The organism is Bacillus cereus group sp. MYBK195-1 (assembly GCF_051916605.1).
Taxonomy (GTDB): domain Bacteria; phylum Bacillota; class Bacilli; order Bacillales; family Bacillaceae_G; genus Bacillus_A; species Bacillus_A cereus.
Map to the genome: position 1 here is coordinate 169,096 of NZ_JBQAGZ010000005.1, position 23,543 is coordinate 192,638.

Below are 23,543 nucleotides of genomic sequence, written 5' to 3' on the forward strand. Positions count from 1 at the left end.
GTGATAGCTACTAAGAGCTGTTTTTCAATGTGCAACAACCTTACATAAGTTATTATAACATACGAGCTCCATTTTACAAATGTAAATATCTGTATTACATCTTTTGGCGATCACGGAACGCGCGTGCAATTTCACGTTTAGCTTCTTTCTCTTTTAAATCGTGACGTTTATCGTATTGTTTCTTACCTTTTGCTAAACCAAGTGCCATTTTTGCAAATCCATTTTTCAAATAAATTCTAAGTGGAACTAATGCGTAACCTGTTTCTTTCGCAGCGCCCGCTAGTTTATCAATTTCTTTTTTATGCAGAAGTAATTTTCTCGTACGAAGTGGATCATGGTTGAAACGATTCCCTTGTTCGTACGTATTAATGTGCATATTATGAACCCATACTTCACCATTATGTACACGTGCAAACGCATCTTTCAAGTTTACGCGTCCAGCGCGAATCGACTTAATTTCCGTTCCTTGAAGGACAAGCCCTGCTTCGTATGTTTCTTCGATGAAATAATCATGAAATGCTTTTTTATTTTGTGCAATAACCTTACCTGTACCCTTTGGCATATAACGTCCCTCCTCTATTTTTACTATTGTAACAAATGTTAATAAAAAGCGAAAGTGGCTCGCTCAGAATCTTTGGACATTGGAACTCCCGACAGAGAAGCGCTTTTTGCTTCGTCCGAGGGAGTGAAATGGCCAACAGATTCTAGCCACTGTAGCTAGATTCCATTAAAAAGCGAAAGTGGCTCGCTCTTAAGCCACGAAGAAAAAAGAAAAGGCCCCGCTTTTCATCAAAGCGAAGCCACTCTTTTCTTACTTACGCTTTTTCTTTTTCTTCTTGAATCCTGGTACGTTTTCGAAGAATGCTTTTTTCTTCTTACCGTTACCATCTTTTTTTCCTGGCTGGCTAGCAGAAGCGGATGCGGATGCGGATGCAGATCCTCTTCCTTTTCCTTTACCACCACGGTCAAATTTTCTACCTGTGCCACGTTCACCGCCGCGCTCATTACTGCGCTCGCTACGTCCACCGCGTTTCTTTCTGCCTGTTCTTGGCTGCTCGATAACGACTGGACGATCTTTGAACTTACGGCGAGGTGTGCCTTTCATGCCAACGATTTCAAAGTCGATTGCACGCTCGTCTTTGTTTACGTTAATAACGCGAATTGTAATTTCATCACCGATGCGGAATACGTTTCCTGTACGTTCTCCGATCATAGCGAAATGTTGCTCGTCATAACGGTAGTAATCATCCGTTAAGTAGCTAACGTGTACAAGACCTTCAATTGTATTTGGAAGCTCTACGAATAAACCGAAGTTTGTTACAGAGCTAATCATACCGTCATACTCTTCACCGATCTTATCAACCATATACTCTGCTTTTTTCATCTCATCTGTTTCACGCTCTGCTTCAACAGCACGGCGTTCCATATTAGAAGAGTGCTCTGCAATCTCAGGTAATTTTTCACGCCATTTTGCTTGCGTTTCGTTGTCGACTTTACCATTAATAATGTATTCACGAATTAATCTATGAACGATTGTATCTGGGTAACGACGAATTGGTGATGTGAAATGTGTGTAGAACTCAGTTGATAAACCGAAATGTCCTAAACTATCCGCATCGTAACGAGCTTGCTTCATAGAACGAAGCATAACTGTTGAAATAACTACTTCTTCTGGCTGTCCTTGAACCATTTCAAGAATTTGTTGCAGCGCACGAGGGTGCACTTCATTCGCACGTCCTTTTACCGCATATCCGAAGTTCGTTACAAACTCGAAGAAACGCTCAAGCTTATCTTCTTTCGGATCTTCATGGACACGGTACATAAACGGTACGTTCATCCAGTGGAAGTGCTCTGCTACTGTTTCATTCGCAACAAGCATAAATTCTTCAATTAACTTCTCTGAAACAGAACGATCACGCATAACAACATCAGTCGGTTTTCCTTCTTCATCCACTAATACTTTCGCTTCTTTAAAGTCAAAGTCAATTGCACCACGGCGCATACGTTTTTCACGTAAAATTTGTGCCAATTGACCCATCTCTTTAAACATCGGTACGAGCGGCTCATAACGCTTAATTAACTCTTCGTCCTCATCTTCTAAAATGCTTCTTACGTCAGCATACGTCATACGCTCTGTCGTTTTAATCACACTTTGGAAAATCTCGTGTTTAACAACATCACCTAAGTTGTTGATTTCCATTTCACAAGATAACGTCAGACGGTCTACTTTCGGATTTAATGAACAAATACCGTTAGATAGACGATGCGGAATCATCGGGATTACACGGTCAACAAGATATACACTCGTCGCTCTTTCCGCTGCTTCAACATCAATTGGAGAGCCTTCTTGAACGTAATGACTTACATCCGCAATGTGAACGCCTAGCTTGTAGTTACCGTTCTCAAGCTTCGTTACTGTAACAGCATCATCTAAGTCTTTCGCATCTGCACCATCAATCGTTACGATCATTTGATCGCGCAGGTCGCGGCGATCTTTTAAATCTTCTTCTGAAATCGTTTCTGGTACACTGTTTGCATGCTCCATCACTTCCTCAGGGAATGCTAAAGGTAAATGATGTTTATGAATGACAGATAAAATATCTACTCCTGGATCATTTTTATGACCTAGAATTTGAATAACTTCACCTTCTGCACTTAAACGATTCTCTGGATAGCTCGTAATTTTGACAACTACTTTATGACCTTCTACAGCACCCATTGATGCGCTTTTCAAGATAAAGATATCACTCGTCCAACGCTTATTGTCAGGTATAACGAATCCAAAGTTTTTCGATTCTGTATATGTACCAACTAGTTCTTTCGTTCCACGCTCTAAAATGCGTACAATTGAACCTTCTTGACGTGAACCGCTTGATTGAGAACTAAGGCGTGCTAATACTGTATCGCCATGAAGTGCACCGTTTAATTCTGTAGGCGGGATGAAAAGATCATCGTCTCCTGTTTTCTTCTCGTCTGGTACAACGAATGCAAAACCACGTGCATGTCCAATTAATTTACCGCGTACTAAATTCATCTTTTCAGGAAGACCGTAACGGTTGCTACGTGTACGAATAACAAGTCCCTTCTCTTCCATCGTTACAAGTGCCTTTACAAAATCTTTAAAACCCTCAGAACCTTCAATTCCAAATGCCTCTTCTAACTCTTGTATCGTTAGCGGTTTATACGCTTCTTCTCTCATAAATAATAACAACTTATCAATATGTTCTTGTATGATTTCTTCCAAGCAAAAATACCTCCTTTAAAACCTTATATTATTTAGTGTATCCGAAAGATAGGGGATGTATAAAGTGAAACTTCAATACTCCCCTTATGATTTTTACAGTTTTCACAAAAAATTCCTTATGAAAAAAAGAGGCAACTAGATCTTACCAATCTAGTTGCTCCAAGAAGTTATATACATCCTCATGTAGCTCGTCACGTTGTTTATCAAGTGTAATGACATGCGTAGAGTCTTCATACCATTTAATGTCTTTTAACGTAGATTCTACACCGTTATAAATAATGTTAGCACTATCTGTATTAATCATTTCGTCATGACGTGCTTGTACAACAAATGTTGGTGCATAAATCATATCCACATTGTTACGTACGTCAGCAATTAATTGTTGTAATGCTTTTAATGTATTCATCGGTGTCTTTTGGAATTCCAACATTTCTTGTTCAATTTGTTCAGGTGATTTTTGCTCACGTTTTTTATATTCGCGGGCATATGCCAATATACCTTGGTACATCGTTTCTTCGCTCTTAATATACATCGGTGCACACATTGGTACTACACCTAAAACCGGTACTGTATAACCTAATTTTAAAGAAAATACGCCGCCAAGTGACAATCCAACAACAGCAATTTTCTCAAAACCTTTATCTTTTAAAAGCTGATATGCCTCCGTTACATCTTGCCACCAATCTGTAGGCCCTGTATGAACAAGCTCTTCTGGTGGTACACCGTGCCCTTTATAAATTGGCGCATGACAAGTATAGCCCTTCTTTTCTAAGAAACGCCCTAACATACGTACATCAGCTGAGTTCCCTGTGAATCCATGTAGTAATAAAACAGCGCGGTCTCCACCCTCAAATGTAAATGGTTTCGGAGATGCTAATTTCATCATGTATTTCTCCTCTTTCTCTTCTGTAATCTAGTCGTATTCTTTCTATATCTAGTGTACCATATTTGTATTTCTATAATCTAATTAGAAACATCTTTCAAATGACAAAACAAAAAAAGAAGAACCATTAGTACCATTCACTAACGCTTCTTCTTTCAATTCTATAAATTGAAGTACGTAACACCAATTGTTAATACAAAGAACAATACAGCTAAAACAATTGTAATACGGTTTAATACCGCTTCAATTCCACGTGCCTTTTGCTTACCAAATAATTGCTCCGCACCGCCTGAAATTGCACCTGAAAGGCCTGAGCTATTACTAGATTGCATAAGTACCATAACAATCATTAAAATCGATACAATAATAAGTAAAACTGATAATAACGTATGCACTTGGCGTACCTCCTACAAAGATTCAGTTATTGTAACTGTAGCATAAATTCTATAGAAAAGCGAGAGCTATAGAGGCGCTCTCGCTTTTCTTCTATTACATAAACATCATCGCAAATAACGGTCCAAGTAAACATGTCAAAATTGCTGTTAATGTCATTGTTACCGATCCAATAACACCTTCATGTTCGTTATTTTTCATCGCTCTCATAACACCCATAATATGAGAAGCACATCCAAATCCGATACCTTTACCAACTGAGTTTGTAACACGGCTCCATTTTAATAAAAGGGGTCCTGTAATCGTTCCAGTAATACCTGCGATAACAACGAAAGCTGCTGTTAAGGAAGGTACACCACCGACTTGCTCTGAAACACTCATCGCAACTGGCATTGTCACCGATTTTGGTAAAGACGATAAGATTAAGCTTTTATCCGTTCCCATAAGTGAAGCAATCGCAAAATCACTAGCGATTGCAACTGTTGTACCTACTAATACCCCGCCAGCAATCGGTACAACATATTTTTGCAGAACATGACGTTGTTTATAAAGAGGAATTGCAAATGCTACAACACCGGGTCCAAGTAGCTTTGCAATCCAGCCACCACCACTTTCCATATAATGTTGATATGGTATATCAAGCACGATAAATAGGAAAGCCATTAATCCAGTTGCTACAAGCATTGGAATGGTGAATGGTGTTGGAAATAATTTATAGATTTTTTTAGATAATTGATATAATAGCACCGTAAAAAGAACCCAACCGATTCCGATTAATATTTGGCTCATCGCGACTCTCTTTCCTTCCTATTCGCAAGATATTGTCCTGTATGTCCTGCGACAATAATAATTAAAAATGTACTTGCTACAACTGTAATGAAAAGAGAAATTCCTTTACTCATAAAAAAAGCACCGTAATTCATTAAGCCAAGCGTCGGTGGAATTAATAAAAACGGCATAATAGCAACGAGTGTTTCTGCTCCTAAATCGAACCATTTCACTGGAAGAACTTTTAGGCTAAGTAAAACAAGTAAGAGGAACATTCCAATCAAACTTCCTGGAATCGGAATATTTAACATTTCTTGCACCCAAGTTCCAACCATATAAAACACGTAAAGAGCAGCAATTTGGACAAGAATCTTTGTAAATTTCATGTTCATCATCCCTCATGTTTATACGATCTTCTATTAATATCTTTATCATAGTATAAATTGTAAAAAGCTGCAATTTATCAACTTGCCAGCAAAAACAGCCTATGTTATACGCTTACAACCTTGATATGACTGCATTTTCAAATGAAAATTACGTCAAAAACCTTGACCTAATATAAAAAGTTTTTATTTTCTGAATTTAAAATACTATTATTTCAATAAAATAATCTTTTTATCCTTAAACTTACATATATATAAAGTGAAACTTTAATCAATGAGATTTCCCTTATCCTTATTGATTATTAGCCCTCACCAAGCGGATTTGTACGGGATAAACAAGATAGGTGGTGAACATATGCCCAAAAAAGTTCTCATTTTTTGTGATCCTGGGATTGATGATACGATGTCTCTCCTCTTAGCATTCTTTATCGACGAAATAGAAATCGTCGGTATCGTTGCTGATTACGGCAATGTTCCAAAAAAAATGGCCGTAGAAAATGCTCATTTTTTTAATAACGAAACAAAGAATAGAAATATCAAGATATTCGGTGGTTCAGAACGTCCCCTTACTGGTGCCCCACCTGCGTTTTTTACGGATGTACATGGGAAACAGGGGCTCGGTCCAATTATTCCAAAGGTGAATGTGACTAACGGAGAAATGGAGAATTTTTTTGAAGTCATTCCTCTTATTGAACAGTATAAAGATGAATTAATCATTGTGAGTTTAGGAAGACTTACCTCCCTAGCAATTTTGTTTATCATGTGCAAACAGTTAATGAAACAAATTAAATCTTACTACGTAATGGGCGGTGCCTTTTTACATCCTGGTAATGTTACCCCTATTTCCGAAGCAAACTTTTATGGCGATCCTACTGCCGCTAATATAGTCCTTCAATCCGCAGTTAACATGTACATATACCCATTAAACGTCACTCAATACTCCATCATTACACCAGAAATGGCAGAATACATTGAGGCAAAAGGAAAAGCTCCACTTGTCAAACCGTTATTTGATCATTATTACTACGGATATTATAAAGACGCTCTACCACATTTAAAGGGGAGCCCCTTCCATGACATAATGCCAATACTCGCTTTATTTGATAACTCTATGTTCACATATCATAAATCACCTATTGTTGTCATGACAGAATCCTCTGCACAAGGAGTAAGCATAGGGGAATTTCGCTCTCTAGTGAACCAGAAGCCATTTATTGATTGGCCGGTTCATCAAATCGCAATTGATTTTGACTATAACCGCTTCTTCAAACATTTCATGTCACTTATGACGGGTGAACAATTTTAGCATAAAAAAACAGACCGTGATTTCTCACGGTCTGTCGTTTATTTTCTACAATTATCGTTTGATGTTATAGAAAGATTTGATACCATCGTAAACAGCGATTTCGCCTAGTTCGTCTTCGATGCGTAATAATTGGTTGTACTTAGCAATACGGTCAGTACGGCTCATAGAACCAGTTTTGATTTGGCCAGCGTTAGTTGCAACTGCGATGTCAGCGATTGTAGCATCTTCAGTTTCACCAGAACGGTGAGATACAACTGCTGTGTAACCAGCACGTTTAGCCATTTCGATAGCTTCGAAAGTCTCAGTTAAAGTACCGATTTGGTTAACTTTAATTAAGATTGAGTTAGAGATACCTTTTTCGATACCTTCAGCAAGTTTTTGAGTGTTAGTTACGAATAAATCGTCACCAACTAATTGTACTTTATCACCGATACGCTCAGTTAATAATTTGTGACCATCCCAGTCGTTTTCGTCTAAACCATCTTCGATAGAGATGATTGGGAAGTCTTTGCAAAGCTCTTCATAGAAATCAACCATTTCTGCAGAAGTTAAGCCAGTACGGCCTTCGCCTGCAAGGTCATATTTACCAGTTTCTTTGTTGTAGAACTCAGAAGAAGCAACGTCCATTCCTAAGAATACGTTCTCGCCAGCTTTGTAACCAGCTTTTTCGATAGCTTCGATGATTACTTCTAAAGCTTCACGGTTAGAACCAAGGTTTGGAGCGAATCCACCTTCGTCACCTACTGCAGTGTTAAGACCTTTGTCATGTAATACAGCTTTAAGTGCATGGAATACTTCAGCACCCATACGGATTGATTCTTTGAATGTTGGAGCACCAACTGGTAAGATCATGAACTCTTGGAAGTCAACGTTGTTATCAGCGTGAGAACCACCGTTGATGATGTTCATCATTGGAGTTGGTAATTGTTTTGCATTGAATCCACCAAGGTAACGGTATAATGGAAGACCTACGAAGTCAGCTGCTGCGTGAGCTACTGCCATAGATACACCAAGGATAGCGTTAGCGCCTAGTTTACCTTTGTTTGGAGTGCCATCTAATTCGATCATAGCACGGTCGATACCAGCTTGGTCAGTTACATCGAAACCAGCGATTTCTGGAGCAATAATTTCGTTAACGTTGTTTACTGCGTTAACAACACCTTTACCAAGGTAACGAGATTTGTCACCGTCACGTAATTCTACTGCTTCGTGCTCACCAGTAGATGCACCACTTGGTACGATAGCGCGTCCGAAAGCGCCGCTTTCTGTGTAAACTTCTACTTCTACAGTTGGGTTACCACGAGAGTCAAGGACTTCGCGAGCATAAACATCAATAATTGTTGACATAATAAATTCTCTCCTTTTTATATAAGCAAATTATTTAATAATTGTTTTACCTGTCATTTCTTTCGGTTGTTCCACATTTAAAAGTGTAAGCATTGTTGGAGCGATATCTCCTAAAATACCACCTTCACGAAGCTCTACATCATTTTTTGTAACGATGAAAGGAACCGGGTTAGTTGTATGAGCTGTCATAGGACCGCCATCAGCAGTTAACTCCTGATCAGCATTACCATGGTCAGCAGTAATAAGTGCTACACCATCTTTTGCAAGAATCGCTTCTACAACTTTTCCTAAACATTCGTCAGTTGCTTCTACTGCTTTAATTGTTGGTTCCATCATCCCAGAATGGCCAACCATATCACAGTTCGCAAAGTTAAGAATGATAACATCATGTTTATCATTTTCGATTTCATTTACTAAAGCGTCCGTTACTTCGTAAATGCTCATTTCAGGTTTCAAGTCATACGTTGCAACCTTTGGTGAGTTAATTAAGATACGTTCTTCTCCTGGGAATTCAGCCTCACGACCACCGCTAAAGAAGAATGTAACGTGCGGATACTTTTCAGTTTCCGCGATGCGAAGTTGCTTTAATCCCGCTTGCGCAACAACTTCACCTAAAGTGTTATCAAGGTTCATTGGCTTGAATGCCACGTATCCATCTACAGTTTCACTGAAGTGTGTCATACATACGAATTCTGGAATGTGAGGTACTTTTTCACCACGATCGAACTCACGGAAGTCTTCGTTTGTAAATACACGAGCAATTTGAATTGCACGGTCTGGACGGAAGTTATAGAAGATAACTGCATCATCATCATTGATTGTTGCAACTGGCGTGTTATCTTCGTTAACAATTACAGACGGCAATACGAATTCATCATAGATACCGTTCGCATAAGAGTCTTCTACACACTCTTCTGCTGATTTATAAGTAGGGCCTTCACCATTCACCATAGCACTGTAACATTTTTCTACGCGATCCCAACGCTTGTCACGGTCCATAGAGTAATAACGACCAGAGATAGTCGCGAATTGTCCTACTCCTGTTTCTTTAATTACTTCATTCGTTGCATCGATATAACCTTTTGCTGTTTGTGGTCCAACATCGCGGCCGTCTAAGAATGCATGGATATAAACTTTCTCCACGCCTTCTTTTGCTGCTAAGCGAAGAAGAGCAAACATATGGTTCATGTGACTGTGCACACCACCGTCAGAAAGTAAACCGAATAAATGAAGTGCAGTACCTTTTTCTTTTACGCTTTTAATTGCATTTTGAAAAGTTTCGTTCTTATCGAACTCGCCTTCACGAATTGCAACGTTAACGCGTGTTAAGCTTTGATATACTACGCGGCCAGCACCGATATTTAAGTGACCAACCTCAGAGTTACCCATTTGACCTTCTGGAAGACCTACTGCCTCGCCACAAGCTGTAAGCGTTGTGTGAGGGAATTTGTTCCAGTAACCATCAAAATTAGGTTTCTTAGCTTGTGCTACAGCATTCCCGTAAGTTTCTTCACGAAGTCCGAAACCGTCAAGAATGATTAAAGCTGTTGGCTTTCTCATTTTACCGCCCCCAGAAGACCTAAGAACGAAGCAGGCTCTAAGCTAGCACCGCCAACTAAAGCGCCGTCGATGTCAGATTGTGCCATATACTCTTTAATGTTTTCTGGTTTTACGCTACCGCCGTATTGGATACGAACAGCTTCTGCAGCTTCTGGAGAAACAGCTTCTGCAACAACTTTACGGATGTGCGCACATACTTCGTTTGCATCTGCAGAAGAAGAAGATTTACCTGTACCGATAGCCCAGATTGGCTCATAAGCGATAACAGTTGCTTTAACTTGCTCTTCTGTTAAACCTGCAAGTGCTTTTGTCACTTGACCTGCTACTAGATCAAATGTTTTTCCGCTTTCGCGCTCTTCTAAAGTCTCACCACAACATACGATTGGTGTTAAACCATGTTCAAATGCTGCGATAGTCTTTTTGTTTACTGACTCATCTGTTTCAGCAAACATTTCACGACGCTCAGAGTGGCCAAGTACTACATAGCCAACTTTTAAGTCGCTAAGTGCTACTGGGCTAATTTCGCCAGTGAATGCACCATTTTTTTCGAAGTGCATGTTTTGTGCACCTACTTGTAAGTCAGTCCCTTCAGTTGCTGCTACAAGGCGCTCTAAGAATAGAGCTGGAGAACAAACTACTGCATCAACAGCTGAAGCTGCTGGGATTTGACCTTTAACTTCCTCTACGAAGCTAACTGCTTCTGATAGAGTTTTATTCATTTTCCAGTTACCTGCGATAATTGGTTTACGCATGCTTTGCACCGTCCTTTTTCTTTGGCTGCTACTTATTTGTCGTTAAGACAAACTACACCTGGAAGCTCTTTACCTTCCATGAATTCTAATGACGCACCGCCGCCAGTAGAAATGTGGCTCATTTTATCAGCCATACCGAATTTTTCAACAGCTGCTGCAGAGTCACCACCGCCGATAACAGAGTATGTATCTTCTGCATCTGCTAATGCTTGTCCTACTGCTTTTGTACCTTCTGCGAATGGAGTCATTTCGAATACACCCATTGGTCCATTCCATACAACAAGCTTAGAATTTTTAATTACATCTGCATAAATTTCACGTGTTTTAGGACCGATGTCCACGCCTTCCCAGTTAGAAGGGATAGAGTCGATACCAACGATTTTAGTTGTTGCAGTTTCAGAGAATTCCTCAGTGATTACAACATCAACTGGCATGTAGAAGTTTACGCCTTTTTCTTTTGCAAGTTGCATAAATTCTTTAGCTAGTTCGATCTTGTCGTCTTCACATAGAGATAGACCAATTTCATGACCTAAAGCTTTAACGAATGTGTAAGCAAGTCCACCACCGATGATTAAGTTATCTACTTTGTCTAATAGATGACGAATTACACCGATTTTATCTTTTACTTTCGCACCACCGATGATAGCTGTAAATGGACGTTCTGGGTTAGAAAGTGCTTTACCAAGTACATCTAACTCTTTTTCCATTAATAGACCAGATACTGCTGGTAGGTAGTCTGCGATACCTGCTGTAGAAGCGTGAGCACGGTGAGCTGCACCGAATGCATCGTTTACGAAGATGTCAGCAAGTGCTGCAAATTCTTTCGCAAGTTCTGCATCGTTCTTTTCTTCGCCCGCATAGAAACGTACGTTTTCAAGAACTAATACGTCGCCTTCGTTCATTGCTGCAACCATTTCTTGTGCAACTGGTCCGAATGCTTCGTCCGCTTTTTTAACGTCTTTACCAAGAAGCTCGCCTAAGCGTGCTGCTACTGGAGTTAAACGCATTTCTTCTACTACTTGACCTTTTGGACGGCCTAAGTGACTTGCTAAAATAACTTTCGCACCTTGCTCTACTAAATATTGAATTGTAGGAAGAGCTGCACGGATACGAGTTTCATCTGTAATTTTGCCTTCTTTCATAGGTACGTTGAAATCAACGCGGCAAAATACACGCTTACCTTTTAAATCTACGTCACGAATTGATTTTTTGTTCATTGGATTTCCCTCCGACTACTAGTTAGGATTGACAAAACCCACTCAAAAGCTTAACACATTTGCTTTTAAAACGAAAGAAGAGAGAGAGGGAACAAACCCTCTCCCTCGTTTTGTCATTGATAACTTATATAATTAAGAATTAAAGACCTTTTGAAGTCATGTAAGCTGCTAGGTCTACTACGCGGTTAGAGTAACCAGTTTCGTTATCGTACCAAGAAAGTACTTTAACCATGTTACCTTCCATTACCATTGTAGATAATGCATCGATTGTAGAAGAAGCTGTACATCCGTTATAGTCGATAGATACTAATGGCTCTTCGCTGTATCCAAGGATACCTTTTAATTCGCCTTCAGCTGCTGCTTTGAATGCTGCATTTACTTCTTCAACTGTTACTTCTTTGTCAAGTTCAACAACTAGGTCAACTAGAGAAACGTTAGCAGTTGGAACACGTACAGCGCCACCGTTTAATTTACCTTTAAGTTCTGGTAATACTAATGCTACAGCTTTAGCTGCACCAGTAGATGTTGGGATCATGTTTTCAGCTGCTGCACGAGCACGACGTAAATCTTTGTGTGGTAAGTCTAAGATTTGTTGGTCGTTAGTGTAAGAGTGAATTGTTGTCATCATTCCGCGTTTTACGCCGAATTTTTCGTTTAATACTTTAGCGAATGGAGCTAGACAGTTTGTAGTACAAGAAGCGTTAGATACTACGTTGTGGTTAGCTGCATCGTATTGTTCGTGGTTAACACCCATAACTACAGTGATATCTTCGTCAGAAGCTGGAGCTGAGATGATAACTTTCTTAACTGATCCACCTAAGTGTTTCTCAGCGTCTGATTTTTTAGTGAAACGGCCAGTAGATTCTACTACTACTTCTACTCCGTAGTCGCTCCATGGTAATTGAGCTGGGTCACGCTCAGCGATAACTTTAATTTCTTTACCGTTAACAACGATGCTGTTTTCGTTAGCAGATACTTCTGCATTTAAAGTTCCATGAACTGTGTCATATTTTAAAAGGTGAGCTAATGTTTTAGCATCTGTTAAGTCGTTGATTGCTACTACTTCTACCTCAGAGTTGTTAAGAGCTGCGCGGAATACGTTACGTCCGATACGTCCAAATCCATTAATACCAATTTTAGTCATTTGAATTTCCTCCTTGGGGGATTATATTAAAGGGTAAAACCCTTTGTTAACTGTTTTGCTGCACCTTCATCTGTAATTAGAATTGAAGTGTGCCCTTGTTTAATTACAGCCTGTATTGCTTTTGCCTTTGAAGAACCTCCAGCGACTGCAACAACGTGAGATACATTTTGTAAGTCCTCTAGTTGCATACCAACTGTTCTTACTTTATGAACAACATTTCCTTCTTCATTAAAGTAGTAACCGAAAGCTTCGCCAACCGCTTCGCTTGCCTGAATCTTTAACCAATCTGCTTCTGAAGTACTTCTGCGACGTGCCATTGTTAACGCATCACCTATTCCATGAATGACGATATTGGAAGATCGAATCAACTCAAGAACTTCTTTCACGGAAGGCTCTGTCACAATAGACGCATATGCTTCGCTACTAACATGGTCTGGAACATACAATAAGCGATAATTACTCATCGTATTTTGCGCCATCTTGGCACAAATGGTATTGGCTTCTAATTCAACACCTTCTCCAATTCCACCACGTGCTGGGACAAATAGCATATGTAAATCTTTGCAATCAAGCTGCATCATGTCCGCAGCAGCAGCTAGCGTAGTTCCTCCAGCCACAGCAACGATATTATTCGCTGTCAGACGGTCTTTTATACAAGTCACACAAGCACGGCCCATCTCCAGTTTGACCCAAGGTGATTCATCACTATCACCAGGGACAACGAAAACTTCATCCAAGTCTAATGTTTCCTTAAGTTGCTTTTCTAAAACCTTTAACCCGGAAATTTCTTTCATAAAGTCTTCCAAAGCAAGAACTAAAGCTGTTCCTTCTTCTGTCAAAGTCATTCCAGAAGAAGCGACGTGAACTAAGTTTTGTTCTTTCAAAACTTGAACTTCACTTCGCAATACTCGTTCTGTCATACCGAGACTTGCTGATAAGTTTCTTCTTCCAATCGGCTGCATGAGCCTAATGTATTGAAGAATTTGCATTCTCGTTTGCATAACAGGTAGCAGATCAGGTAATAATTTTTTTGTATTCTGAATCCATGAGCGCATATCTTTTCTCCTCACTACATCGGTTCATTTTCCCTCGTGGTCACTTTACGTCCCGTAGTGACATTTTGTGTCCCACATAGGTTAAAAAAATAATCCCTGCTACGTGTATTATTGTAACAGGAGATAGAAACTTATTCAACTCTTAACTGCATTCTTTATATAGTTTATTATGACACCTTTGTGAATGTTACCATATTCTACTTGTTTTCCGTCCATTTCTACAACCGGAATCATTAAGTGATATTTTTCTAAAAGGTCATTATCTTCATATATATCTATTTCCTCGATTTGAAAAGAATATTCACATTGTACTTCCTGTAAAACTTGTTTCGCCTTCACGCAAAGGCCACAGTCTTTTTTAGTATACAGTACAACTTTCATCTTCTTCACCTATCCGATCGTTTTTCGTAATGACGAAGCTGGGATATGCATTTGTTCTCTATACTTCGCCACTGTTCTTCGAGAAATAACAATTTCATGCTCTTCTTCTAATAATTTTGAAATCTTTTGATCTGAAAGTGGCTTTTTCTTATCCTCTGCCCCAATTAGCGTTTGAATAAATTGTTTTACACGTTTTGTAGAAACTGCTTCATCTTCAGTCGTTGAAACGGCATTGCTAAAGAACGATTTCATCTCAAATAAACCGTGTGGTGTTTGCACATATTTATTTCGCGTCGCACGACTAATTGTCGATTCATGCACACTTAACTCTTCCGCTACCTCTTTTAAAGCGAGAGGTCTTAAATACTCTGGACCTTTCCAGAAGAAATCACGTTGTTTTTCCATAATAATAGTCATTACTTGCAGCAATGTCTGTTTTCTCTGCTTCAAACTGCGCATAATCCACTGCACATGCTGATACTTTTCTGATACGTAAGATGCTACTTCACTTTCACTATTATTAAGAAGCGCACTATATTCAGAGTGAATTTCAATTCTCGGCATATTTCTCTCATTCATTTGTAAAACGAGGCGATCGCCATCTTTTTTCACCGCCATATCAGGCACAATATAAAGTGGTTTATCTGAAGAAAACGCAAGACCTGGTTTTGGTTGTAATGACGTTATACAATTTACCGCACTCTGTAATTCCTCATTACTACATTTCAACACTTGAACGAGCTTTCGCCAATCTTTCTTCACAAAATAAGCGAAATGATCTTCTACAACCTCTTCTGCTAATCCATTTCGCCTTTGTAAGCGCTTCAATTGTAAGGTTAAACATTCCTGAATATTACGCGCCCCTACCCCTGCTGGCTCCAGTGATTGGACAAGCTCTACAGAACGGTCGACTACATGAATATGTGCAGAAAGGAGCTCTGCTAACTCTTCATTCGTTTCTTGTAAATATCCATTTCCATCCATGTTCATAATAATGAAAGAAGCTACTTTTCGCTCTTCTTCATCTATTTTATAATACTGTATTTGATTTAATAAATGTTGCTGAATCGTTGTAGAATCCACACTGTAGATTTCCATCTGATTCTCGACTTGTTTGCTGGTACTTTTACTGTTGTTAGAGCTCTTTTTCTTCTCCCTCTCAAAACCACCTAACTCAATAAGGGGATTCTCTAACGATTGCTCATACAAAAACTCCGATAATTCTTGTACATTATACTGGAGCATTGTAATCGCTTGCCTTAACTCTTGTGTCATTGCCAAACGTAAGCTTTGTTCTTGTAAAAGACTTGCCTTCAAACTAATCTCCCCCTTGTTTCTATTGTACAATAAGTTTGGTAAAAGGAGAATCCTCACGCAGACACCCATTCCAAAATATTATTAATTTATATGTATTAATGAGATTTACAACTTACAACCGAAATTTGAATAATATTGAAAGAAAATAATAAAGTTAAAAATTATTATCAAGTACTAATAGTAAATCTTATTACTAGATATAACAAGAGGTAAATAAAAAAAGTCCTAACCTACAAAACGTAAGTTAGGACTTTTTGACGCGCCCAGAGGGATTCGAACCCCCGGCAGACGTGGTACCGGAAACCACCGCTCTATCCGACTGAGCTATGGGCGCATGATTATAGAAAACACTTCATTTTCTTCTCATAATAATAGCAATAAAATCCATTTAAATCAATAAAAATATCCCCGTAATACCTTATGCATCTTAGCTAAAAGCATATAAAATCCATTCCACCCCTAAATTTTCCAATCATAAATTCTCCCCAACTCACAAATTATAACCTATGAATTGATATTCCAAAGGGGGCTTCATTCAATGACTGTAATTACAAAATTAAAGCAGACTGTTTCTGGATTAAAAAGTGCACAAGCTAGCTTAGAGGGATTCGCTCTTGATACGGATAACCAACAAGCTAAGCAACTTTTCCAAACAGCTGCGCAGCAAACACAAACGATTATCGATTCTTTAAACCCACGTGTTGAAGAAGTCCAACAAGAAGAACCACAATACTCACAGCAATAACGAACCAATCTTGCTGTGAAATAGAAAAAGGATGATATGCAGTCATCCTTTTTCTATCACATTACATATTGCAATAGAAATGGAATGATAATTATGCGAAAACTCGGCCTCATAACCGCATTATTTGCACTTCTATTTAGCTCTTTTACCGGATGTGATAATAGTCCTTTAGATAAAAAAGTGAAAGAAGAAGCAAAACGAACGGAGAAAGAAAAAGGTCCAAAGTTAACAAAGACGAGTACGGAATCCTTTAATCAATCTATATCACAAGGAGCGAAGAAAAGAGCTCTCGCTATGGATGAAATTATAAAAAGCACAGCAGTGAATTCAAATTTAGATCTCTACATAGCAGTTACACCTGAGCATCACGAAAGGTTTGGATTAAAGCCGCTGCGCAGCAAACTTCAAAAGCAACTAAGTGATGAGCACCCTACTTTCGATGTTCGTGTCAGTACAGATAAAAAAATCTTTATGTTACTCGAAAAACTCGAAAGAAAAATTAAGGAAAAAGAAGTATCTAAAGATGAAATTAATAAACAATTAAAATTCATTGGTAAAAAAATGGAGTCTAACACTTAACGCTTTTTAAAAGAAAAGGAAGGATTGCAATGTCTAGTAAAGATAAAAACTTAACCCCTGTACAACAGGAGTATAAAAAATTCGAACAAGAACGCGAACCGAAACGACCTGTCTTAAAAAATTGTATAAAAGCCTTTTTCGTCGGTGGTTTTATTTGCTTCATCGGACAACTCATTTCTACTTTTTACATCACATATTTTGATTTCACTGAACGCTCAGCAGGCAATCCAACAGTCGCAACTCTCATTTTCATCTCCATGTTACTAACTGGATTTGGTATATACGATCGTTTTGGACAGTTTGCCGGTGCTGGTACAGCTGTACCTGTTACTGGATTTGGTAACTCTGTTATTGCCGCATGTATTGAGCATCGAACGGAAGGATTTGTCCTTGGCGTTGGCGGCAATATGTTTAAACTAGCTGGTTCTGTTATTTTATTTGGTGTATTTTCCGCTTTCGTCATCGCGCTTATTAAAACTATTCTCGTTCAATGGGGAGGGCTATAAATGTTACAAGGACACCGAACGTGGGTATTTGAAAACAAACCAGTCATTATCTCAACAGGGGTTGTCGGTGGACCATTTGAAGCAAAGGGGAACATCCCAGAAGACTTCGATATCCTTCATGAAGATTTATGGCTCGGACAAGATTCCTATGAAAAAGCACATAAGATTTTATTCGAAGAAGCTTGTAGTCGCGCTACTGAAAAAGCAGAGCTTCGTAAAGATGATATTCAATTCGTACTCGCAGGAGATTTAATTAATCAAATTACTCCAACAAGCTTTGCTTGCCGCACACTTGGGACTCCTTATCTCGGATTATTCGGGGCTTGCTCTACTTCTATGGAAGGTTTAGCACTTGGGGCAAGTATCGTAAATGCAAAAGGTGCAAAATATTTATTAACTGGAGCTTCAAGCCATAATACAGCTGTAGAAAAACAGTTCCGCTACCCTACCGAATACGGTGGACAAAAGCCGCCTACTGCACAGTGGACAGTAACCGGAGCAGGAGCCGCTATTTTAAGCGATACTGGACACGGTCCAAGAGTAACCTCTGCAACAATCGGCCGAGTGGTTGATATGGGATTAACGGATCCGTTTAATATGGGAGGCGCAATGGCTCCAGCTGCAGTTGATACAATTGAAGCCCATTTACGTGAACGTCAAATTGATGCCTCTTACTACGATTTAATCGTAACAGGCGATCTCGGACATGTAGGACGCGAAATTGCTTATGACTTACTACATAAACACGGAACGAAAGTAACGAGCGAACAATTTCAAGATTGCGGAATTATCATTTATAGAGAAGGACAACCTGTCATAGCTGGTGCTAGCGGACCTGGATGTTCCGCAACAGTCGTGTACGGTCATTTATTAAACCGAATGAAAAGAGGAGAGTTCAAAAAAATACTTGTCGTTGCGACAGGCGCTTTACTATCTCCACTTACATTCCAACAAGAAGAAACGATTCCGTGTATCGCTCACGCCGTTTCGATTGAATTTGGAGGTGCAACGCAATGATTTTTTTCTGGGCTTTCGTCATTGGCGGACTCATATGTGTAATCGGCCAACTTATGTTTGATGTCGGCAAACTAACACCTGCTCATACAATGGCAACACTCGTTGTTGCTGGAGCTATATTAGATGGATTTAATTTGTATGAGCCATTAATTGATTTCGCTGGAGCCGGGGCAACTGTACCTATTACAAGCTTTGGTAATGCCCTCGTTCATGGCGCAATGGAAGAAGCTGCAAAACATGGCATCGTTGGCGTTATTACCGGCATGTTTAAAGTAACGAGCGCCGGTGTATCAGCGGCTATTATTTTCGGCTTCATTGGAGCATTGTTATTCAAACCGAAAGGATAAGAGGTGTTTATATGACTGTTATCGCTAGCGTAAAAACTTGCCTTGCTAGTGTAAGGGGCGCTCAAGCAAGTTTAAGCTCCCTTTCATTAAATTCACAAGACGAAGAATCAAAACGCGTATTTCATGAATGTATGTTAGAAATGGACAGCGTCATCGCTGATTTAAAGGATAGAATTTCAGTATTAGAACGTGAAGAACCTCAATATAAAGGGTTTTAAGTAGACTGGAGGAAACGACTATGTCTCACCTGCCGGAATGGACACTTGTCATTCTTCGCTCTGTATTCATATTAATTATTTTATTCGCTATTACGAAATGGTTAGGCAAAAGACAAATCTCTCAGCTTTCCTTTTTTGAATACATAGCCGGAATGACGATTGGTGACATCGCTGCCCAAGTATCTACAGGGCTCGATTCAAAATTTTTTCACGGCGTCTTTGCGATACTCATTTTCGCTGTGGTACCTTTTTTAACAGGAATCCTCTCTTTAAAGAACAAAACAGCTCGGGACTTCTTTGAAGGGAAATCTACCGTATTAATAAAAGACGGAAAGATACTCGAAGATAACTTAAAGAAAGAAAAATATACGAGTGACGAATTACTGGAACTTCTCCGTGGAAAAAGTGCGTTCAGCGTAGCTGAAGTCGAATTTGCTGTCTTAGAACCGAGCGGAGAATTAAATGTATTATTAAAGAAAGATTCCCAGCCACTTACAGCAAAAGACATCGGTTTAAAAGTACCAAACGAGAAAGAACCACAAACTGTTATTATGGATGGAAATATACTAGATGAACCTCTTTCAGCAAGCGGACATAACCGCGCTTGGCTACATTCAGAATTAGAAAAACTCGGTGTTGTTATTGAAAATGTCTTCCTCGGTCAAGTGGATTCATACGGACAACTTACTATCGACATTTACAATGACAAACTCCAAATGCCTTCTCCTCAAAACAAACCTTTATTATTAGCATCTTTAAAAAAATGTCATGCTGATCTTGAACTATTTTCCCTAGAAACAAAGTCGAAATCAGCAAGCGAAATGTATAGTAAAAACGCGAAACAAATCGAAAAGATTTTAAATAAAGTAACCTATCTTTTAAAAGACTAATTATCGAAAGAACGCTTCAGTTAAAAGGCGTTCTTTTCTTTTTTCTCCAGTTTTTATAACGTTTAAATTTATGTAATTCGGTTATGATGTTGAAGATACATAAGCAGGGAATTTCGAAAACATAGCGAATATTTCATGGTACAACTACATATTTTTTTGATTTAAAGTGGTTTCGTTTGACCTTTATTGACCATAATTGTATTATAAGACTAAGAAAGCTTTATAAGGAGGAAATAACAGATGAATTTAATTCCTACAGTAATTGAACAAACAAATCGTGGAGAACGCGCTTACGATATTTACTCTCGACTATTAAAAGACCGCATCATTATGCTTGGTAGTGCAATTGATGACAACGTAGCTAACTCAATCGTTTCCCAGCTTTTATTCTTGGAATCTCAAGATCCAGAAAAAGATATTCACATCTACATCAACAGCCCTGGTGGTTCTATCACAGCAGGTATGGCAATCTATGATACAATGCAGTTTATTAAGCCACAAGTATCAACAATCTGTATCGGTATGGCAGCATCTATGGGTGCATTCTTACTTGCAGCAGGTGAAAAAGGAAAACGTTATGCACTTCCAAACAGTGAAGTAATGATTCACCAACCACTTGGAGGAGCACAAGGTCAAGCGACTGAAATCGAAATCGCTGCAAAACGTATCCTATTCTTACGTGAAAAACTAAACCAAATTCTTGCTGACCGCACTGGTCAACCACTTGAAGTACTACAACGCGACACAGACCGCGACAACTTCATGACAGCAGAAAAAGCTTTAGAATACGGTTTAATCGATAAAATCTTTACAAATCGTTAATTAATTTAAAGCGAAAGCGGCTCGTTCAGAATCGCAGGGCGAAGCGACCGGAGATTCTAGCCGATGGAGCTGGATATACTAAAAGCGAAAGCGGCTCGTTTAGAATCGCAGGTCGCTGGAGCTGGATACAACTAAAAGTGGAAGCGCCCCATAATTGGGCGCTTCTTTTATATATTGTTCCCCGCTCACATACCCCATCCAGTATCTCTCTAAATATATCAGCGATTTTTCAAATATATCGACCGTAACTCCGATTATATCGGCGATTATTCTAATATATCGACGTTTCGACACAACTTATCGACTTACCGACAATTCTCGACAAGCACGTACCCCTTAAATACCCCTCCTCGCTAATTCGCACAGACAACAAAAAAGCTATCGCATATACGCGATAGCTTTTTATTGTACATATGCAGCTAATGCTTCTAAAGCCTCTTCTGCATCTGAACCTTCTGTTGTAATTGTTATCATGCTTCCAGTTCCAATTGCTAAGCTCATAATCCCCATTATGCTCTTTGCATTTACTGTCTTTCCATCTTTCTCGATGAAGATATCTGCATGAAAGCGATTTGCCTCTTGTACAAACAACGCAGCCGGACGTGCTTGTAAACCGTTTTTTAATGAAACTTGAACTCTTTTTTGAACCACAGCTCCATTTCCCCTTTAACCTCTTATTTTTTTGCTACCGTTTCCCCCGCGCGTAATTTCTCTGCAATTTCATCGATTTTACGCAAACGATGATTAATACCCGACTTACTAATCTTCCCCCCGGATACCATCTCACCTAACTCTTTCAATGTTACATCTTGATAATCTCTTCGTAATTGTGCAATCTCTTGTAGTTTATCCGGCAATATATCAAGACCAACTGTCTCATCAATGTAACGAATATTTTCAATCTGCCTTAGTGCTGCACCAATTGTTTTATTTAAATTAGCTGTTTCGCAGTTCACTAAACGATTTACAGAATTACGCATATCACGTACGATTCGAATATCTTCAAATCTTAAAAGTGCATTATGAGCACCTATAATATTTAAAAACTCTGTAATTTTTTCTGCTTCTTTCAAATACGTAATGTACCCTTTTCTTCTCTCCAGCGTCTTACTATTTAAATCAAATCCGTTCATCAGTTCACATATAGCATCATTATGTTCCTTATATAACGAAAAGATTTCTAAATGATAAGATGATGTTTCTGGGTTATTTACTGAACCACCTGCTAAAAATGCTCCGCGTAAATACGATCGTTTACAACACTTCTTCTCAATCAATTCTTGTGATATATTTCGAATAAATGAAAAGTCATCTCGAACAATATGAAGATCAGCTAATATTTCGCGAGACTTCTCAACAAGCCGCACAATATATACATTATTTTTCTTCAATCGCATTTTTTTACGAACAAGTAATTCTACCGTCACGTCATATCCTTTTTTCAAAAGCGTATAAATCCTTCTTGCAATTGCCGCATTTTCCGTTTGAATATCGATAGATAGACGACGGTTTGAAAAAGAAAGCGACCCGTTCATTCGAAGTAGCGCTGATAATTCTGCTTTCTCACAGCATTCCTTCATCTCAAGATTCGTCAACTCTTTCTTTGTTTCTGATGCAAATGACACAGTCAACACCTCCTTATACGATTATTGCGGAACAAAATTCTTGTCCTATATGAATGAGGAGCGCTACCTCAAACGAGGCAACGCATATTTATAACAATGAATATAAAATCGAAGCTAACTTTAACGTATCATGCCTTACAACATGATCATCATACTTCGCTAATCCCTCTTGAATAACATCAATATTATTTTCAACAAAACGTTCTTCATCCACTACAACTGGTGTAGACATTTCTTCATCATATAACTTACGTAATTCACAAGGAATCTCACGGTTATTTACAATTGCAGTATTGATAAATGGTTGCCCTAAATGATCGTGTAACGCCTGCACATGATCAAAAGCAGTATATCCCATCGTTTCACCCGCTTGTGTCATAACGTTACATACATATACCTTCTTCGCCTTTGCAGCAAGAACAGCGTCTCCAATTTTGTTAACAACTAAATTGGGTAATATACTCGTATACAAACTTCCTGGGCCGAAAACAAGTAAATCAGCTCGTTTAATCTCAGCCAACGTTTCATGCAATGGCTCTACATCTTCTGGAGTTAAAAAGACGCGATTAATCTTCTTTCCGTAATAAGGAATCTTTGATTCACCTGTTACAATTTCTCCATCTTCAAGTTCCGCATGAAGTACCGCACTTTGATTCGCTGCTGGTAATACACGTCCTCTGACATTTAATACTTTACTTGTTTCTGTAATTGCATGGAAAAAGTCGCCTGTAATCGAGGTCATACCTGCCAACAATAGATTTCCTAACGCATGACCTTTCAGTCCGTCTCCTGTTGTGAAACGGTGCTGAAATAAAGCTTCCACCAGTGGCTCTACATCCGATAACGCAACAAGTACGTTACGGATGTCACCTGGAGGTGGAATTTCTAGCTCATCACGTAATCTACCCGAACTACCACCATCATCAGCGATTGTAACAACTGCTGTAATATCAACAGGATATTGCTTTAATCCTCTTAATAAAACAGAGAGTCCAGTTCCGCCTCCCATGATGACAATTTTAGGCTTTCTCTCTTTTTTCATCC

At 39.0% G+C, this 23,543-nt stretch carries 26 protein-coding genes and 1 tRNA gene; 9 read left to right on the forward strand and 18 right to left on the reverse strand.

Going from position 1 to position 23,543, the window contains the following annotated elements; translation table 11 throughout:
* Positions 1–94: 94 nt before the first annotated feature.
* The 6 genes from smpB to ACTFRY_RS20895 form a co-directional block, all read right to left on the reverse strand.
* Positions 95–562: an SsrA-binding protein gene (gene smpB, locus ACTFRY_RS20870; protein ID WP_001123919.1), complete on the reverse strand. Its 468-nt coding sequence runs from the start codon at positions 560–562 to the stop codon at positions 95–97.
* Positions 563–811: 249 nt separating this feature from the next.
* Positions 812–3,244 carry a ribonuclease R gene (rnr, locus tag ACTFRY_RS20875; protein ID WP_016110936.1) on the reverse strand — a complete coding sequence of 811 codons (2,433 nt, stop codon included), beginning with the start codon at positions 3,242–3,244 and terminating at the stop codon, positions 812–814.
* 142 nt (positions 3,245–3,386) lie between these two features.
* The gene (gene estA, locus ACTFRY_RS20880; protein WP_000761986.1) at positions 3,387–4,127 is read right to left on the reverse strand and encodes a carboxylesterase; all 741 of its coding nucleotides are present in this window, start codon (positions 4,125–4,127) and stop codon (positions 3,387–3,389) included.
* Between the two features lie 161 nt (positions 4,128–4,288).
* Entirely contained in the window at positions 4,289–4,522 is a 234-nt protein-coding gene (gene secG, locus ACTFRY_RS20885; protein ID WP_000557264.1) for a preprotein translocase subunit SecG, read from the reverse strand.
* Positions 4,523–4,616: 94 nt separating this feature from the next.
* Positions 4,617–5,309, reverse strand: a complete 693-nt coding sequence (locus ACTFRY_RS20890; RefSeq protein ID WP_000078304.1) for an LrgB family protein — start codon at positions 5,307–5,309, stop codon at positions 4,617–4,619.
* On the reverse strand, positions 5,306–5,674 hold the full coding sequence (locus tag ACTFRY_RS20895) for a CidA/LrgA family holin-like protein (protein WP_000673222.1): 369 nt from the start codon (positions 5,672–5,674) through the stop codon (positions 5,306–5,308). The genes ACTFRY_RS20890 and ACTFRY_RS20895 overlap by 4 nt, the downstream gene beginning before the upstream one ends.
* Positions 5,675–6,026: 352 nt before the next feature.
* Here ACTFRY_RS20895 and ACTFRY_RS20900 point away from each other — a divergent pair, with 352 nt between their 5' ends.
* Entirely contained in the window at positions 6,027–6,977 is a 951-nt protein-coding gene (locus tag ACTFRY_RS20900; RefSeq protein ID WP_098616244.1) for a nucleoside hydrolase, read from the forward strand.
* 51 nt (positions 6,978–7,028) lie between these two features.
* Here ACTFRY_RS20900 and eno read toward each other — a convergent pair whose 3' ends face one another.
* The 9 genes from eno to ACTFRY_RS20945 all read right to left on the reverse strand — a co-directional run bounded on the left by eno (position 7,029) and on the right by ACTFRY_RS20945 (position 16,084).
* Complete coding sequence (gene eno / locus ACTFRY_RS20905) at positions 7,029–8,324, reverse strand: phosphopyruvate hydratase (RefSeq protein WP_000103951.1); 1,296 nt, start codon at positions 8,322–8,324, stop codon at positions 7,029–7,031.
* A 30-nt stretch (positions 8,325–8,354) separates the two neighbouring features.
* Positions 8,355–9,884, reverse strand: a complete 1,530-nt coding sequence (gpmI, locus tag ACTFRY_RS20910) for a 2,3-bisphosphoglycerate-independent phosphoglycerate mutase (RefSeq protein ID WP_001231158.1) — start codon at positions 9,882–9,884, stop codon at positions 8,355–8,357.
* Positions 9,881–10,636 (reverse strand): triose-phosphate isomerase, encoded by a 756-nt coding sequence (gene tpiA / locus ACTFRY_RS20915; RefSeq protein WP_001231038.1) that lies wholly within the window; start codon positions 10,634–10,636, stop codon positions 9,881–9,883. Before tpiA ends, gpmI begins: the two co-directional genes overlap by 4 nt.
* A gap of 32 nt (positions 10,637–10,668) precedes the next feature.
* A complete protein-coding gene (locus ACTFRY_RS20920; protein WP_001036350.1) occupies positions 10,669–11,853 on the reverse strand; it encodes a phosphoglycerate kinase in 1,185 nt (394 codons plus the stop codon).
* 139 nt (positions 11,854–11,992) lie between these two features.
* Positions 11,993–12,997 carry a type I glyceraldehyde-3-phosphate dehydrogenase gene (gap, locus tag ACTFRY_RS20925; protein ID WP_000161236.1) on the reverse strand — a complete coding sequence of 335 codons (1,005 nt, stop codon included), beginning with the start codon at positions 12,995–12,997 and terminating at the stop codon, positions 11,993–11,995.
* Between the two features lie 26 nt (positions 12,998–13,023).
* Positions 13,024–14,052 carry a gapA transcriptional regulator CggR gene (cggR, locus tag ACTFRY_RS20930; RefSeq protein ID WP_001258185.1) on the reverse strand — a complete coding sequence of 343 codons (1,029 nt, stop codon included), beginning with the start codon at positions 14,050–14,052 and terminating at the stop codon, positions 13,024–13,026.
* Positions 14,053–14,187: 135 nt separating this feature from the next.
* Positions 14,188–14,433 (reverse strand): glutaredoxin family protein, encoded by a 246-nt coding sequence (locus ACTFRY_RS20935; RefSeq protein WP_000869730.1) that lies wholly within the window; start codon positions 14,431–14,433, stop codon positions 14,188–14,190.
* 9 nt (positions 14,434–14,442) lie between these two features.
* Positions 14,443–15,750, reverse strand: a complete 1,308-nt coding sequence (rpoN, locus tag ACTFRY_RS20940; RefSeq protein WP_000647955.1) for an RNA polymerase factor sigma-54 — start codon at positions 15,748–15,750, stop codon at positions 14,443–14,445.
* Between the two features lie 258 nt (positions 15,751–16,008).
* Positions 16,009–16,084, reverse strand: a tRNA-Arg gene (locus ACTFRY_RS20945).
* Between the two features lie 204 nt (positions 16,085–16,288).
* Between ACTFRY_RS20945 and ACTFRY_RS20950 the strand changes: the two genes are divergently transcribed.
* The 8 genes from ACTFRY_RS20950 (at position 16,289) to clpP (ending at position 20,874) form a co-directional block, all read left to right on the forward strand.
* Complete coding sequence (locus ACTFRY_RS20950) at positions 16,289–16,495, forward strand: DUF1657 domain-containing protein (RefSeq protein WP_000216166.1); 207 nt, start codon at positions 16,289–16,291, stop codon at positions 16,493–16,495.
* A 93-nt stretch (positions 16,496–16,588) separates the two neighbouring features.
* A complete protein-coding gene (locus ACTFRY_RS20955; RefSeq protein WP_001228546.1) occupies positions 16,589–17,074 on the forward strand; it encodes a YhcN/YlaJ family sporulation lipoprotein in 486 nt (161 codons plus the stop codon).
* Between the two features lie 29 nt (positions 17,075–17,103).
* On the forward strand, positions 17,104–17,580 hold the full coding sequence (spoVAC, locus tag ACTFRY_RS20960) for a stage V sporulation protein AC (protein WP_000095399.1): 477 nt from the start codon (positions 17,104–17,106) through the stop codon (positions 17,578–17,580).
* A complete protein-coding gene (gene spoVAD / locus ACTFRY_RS20965) occupies positions 17,581–18,597 on the forward strand; it encodes a stage V sporulation protein AD (protein ID WP_000938972.1) in 1,017 nt (338 codons plus the stop codon).
* Positions 18,594–18,944 (forward strand): stage V sporulation protein AE, encoded by a 351-nt coding sequence (gene spoVAE / locus ACTFRY_RS20970; protein ID WP_000575919.1) that lies wholly within the window; start codon positions 18,594–18,596, stop codon positions 18,942–18,944. The genes spoVAD and spoVAE overlap by 4 nt, the downstream gene beginning before the upstream one ends.
* Positions 18,945–18,955: 11 nt before the next feature.
* Entirely contained in the window at positions 18,956–19,162 is a 207-nt protein-coding gene (locus ACTFRY_RS20975; RefSeq protein WP_000215909.1) for a DUF1657 domain-containing protein, read from the forward strand.
* A gap of 20 nt (positions 19,163–19,182) precedes the next feature.
* On the forward strand, positions 19,183–20,052 hold the full coding sequence (locus ACTFRY_RS20980) for a DUF421 domain-containing protein (RefSeq protein ID WP_016118878.1): 870 nt from the start codon (positions 19,183–19,185) through the stop codon (positions 20,050–20,052).
* A 240-nt stretch (positions 20,053–20,292) separates the two neighbouring features.
* A complete protein-coding gene (gene clpP, locus ACTFRY_RS20985) occupies positions 20,293–20,874 on the forward strand; it encodes an ATP-dependent Clp endopeptidase proteolytic subunit ClpP (RefSeq protein WP_001049162.1) in 582 nt (193 codons plus the stop codon).
* 402 nt (positions 20,875–21,276) lie between these two features.
* Here the strand turns inward: clpP and ACTFRY_RS20990 are convergent, their stop codons facing one another.
* The 3 genes from ACTFRY_RS20990 to ACTFRY_RS21000 form a co-directional block, all read right to left on the reverse strand.
* Positions 21,277–21,525 carry an HPr family phosphocarrier protein gene (locus ACTFRY_RS20990; protein WP_000250307.1) on the reverse strand — a complete coding sequence of 83 codons (249 nt, stop codon included), beginning with the start codon at positions 21,523–21,525 and terminating at the stop codon, positions 21,277–21,279.
* 23 nt (positions 21,526–21,548) lie between these two features.
* Positions 21,549–22,499, reverse strand: coding sequence for a DNA-binding protein WhiA (gene whiA, locus ACTFRY_RS20995; protein ID WP_000006560.1), 951 nt, complete (start codon positions 22,497–22,499; stop codon positions 21,549–21,551).
* Positions 22,500–22,587: 88 nt separating this feature from the next.
* Complete coding sequence (locus ACTFRY_RS21000; protein WP_000712186.1) at positions 22,588–23,541, reverse strand: gluconeogenesis factor YvcK family protein; 954 nt, start codon at positions 23,539–23,541, stop codon at positions 22,588–22,590.
* Positions 23,542–23,543 lie beyond the last annotated feature (2 nt).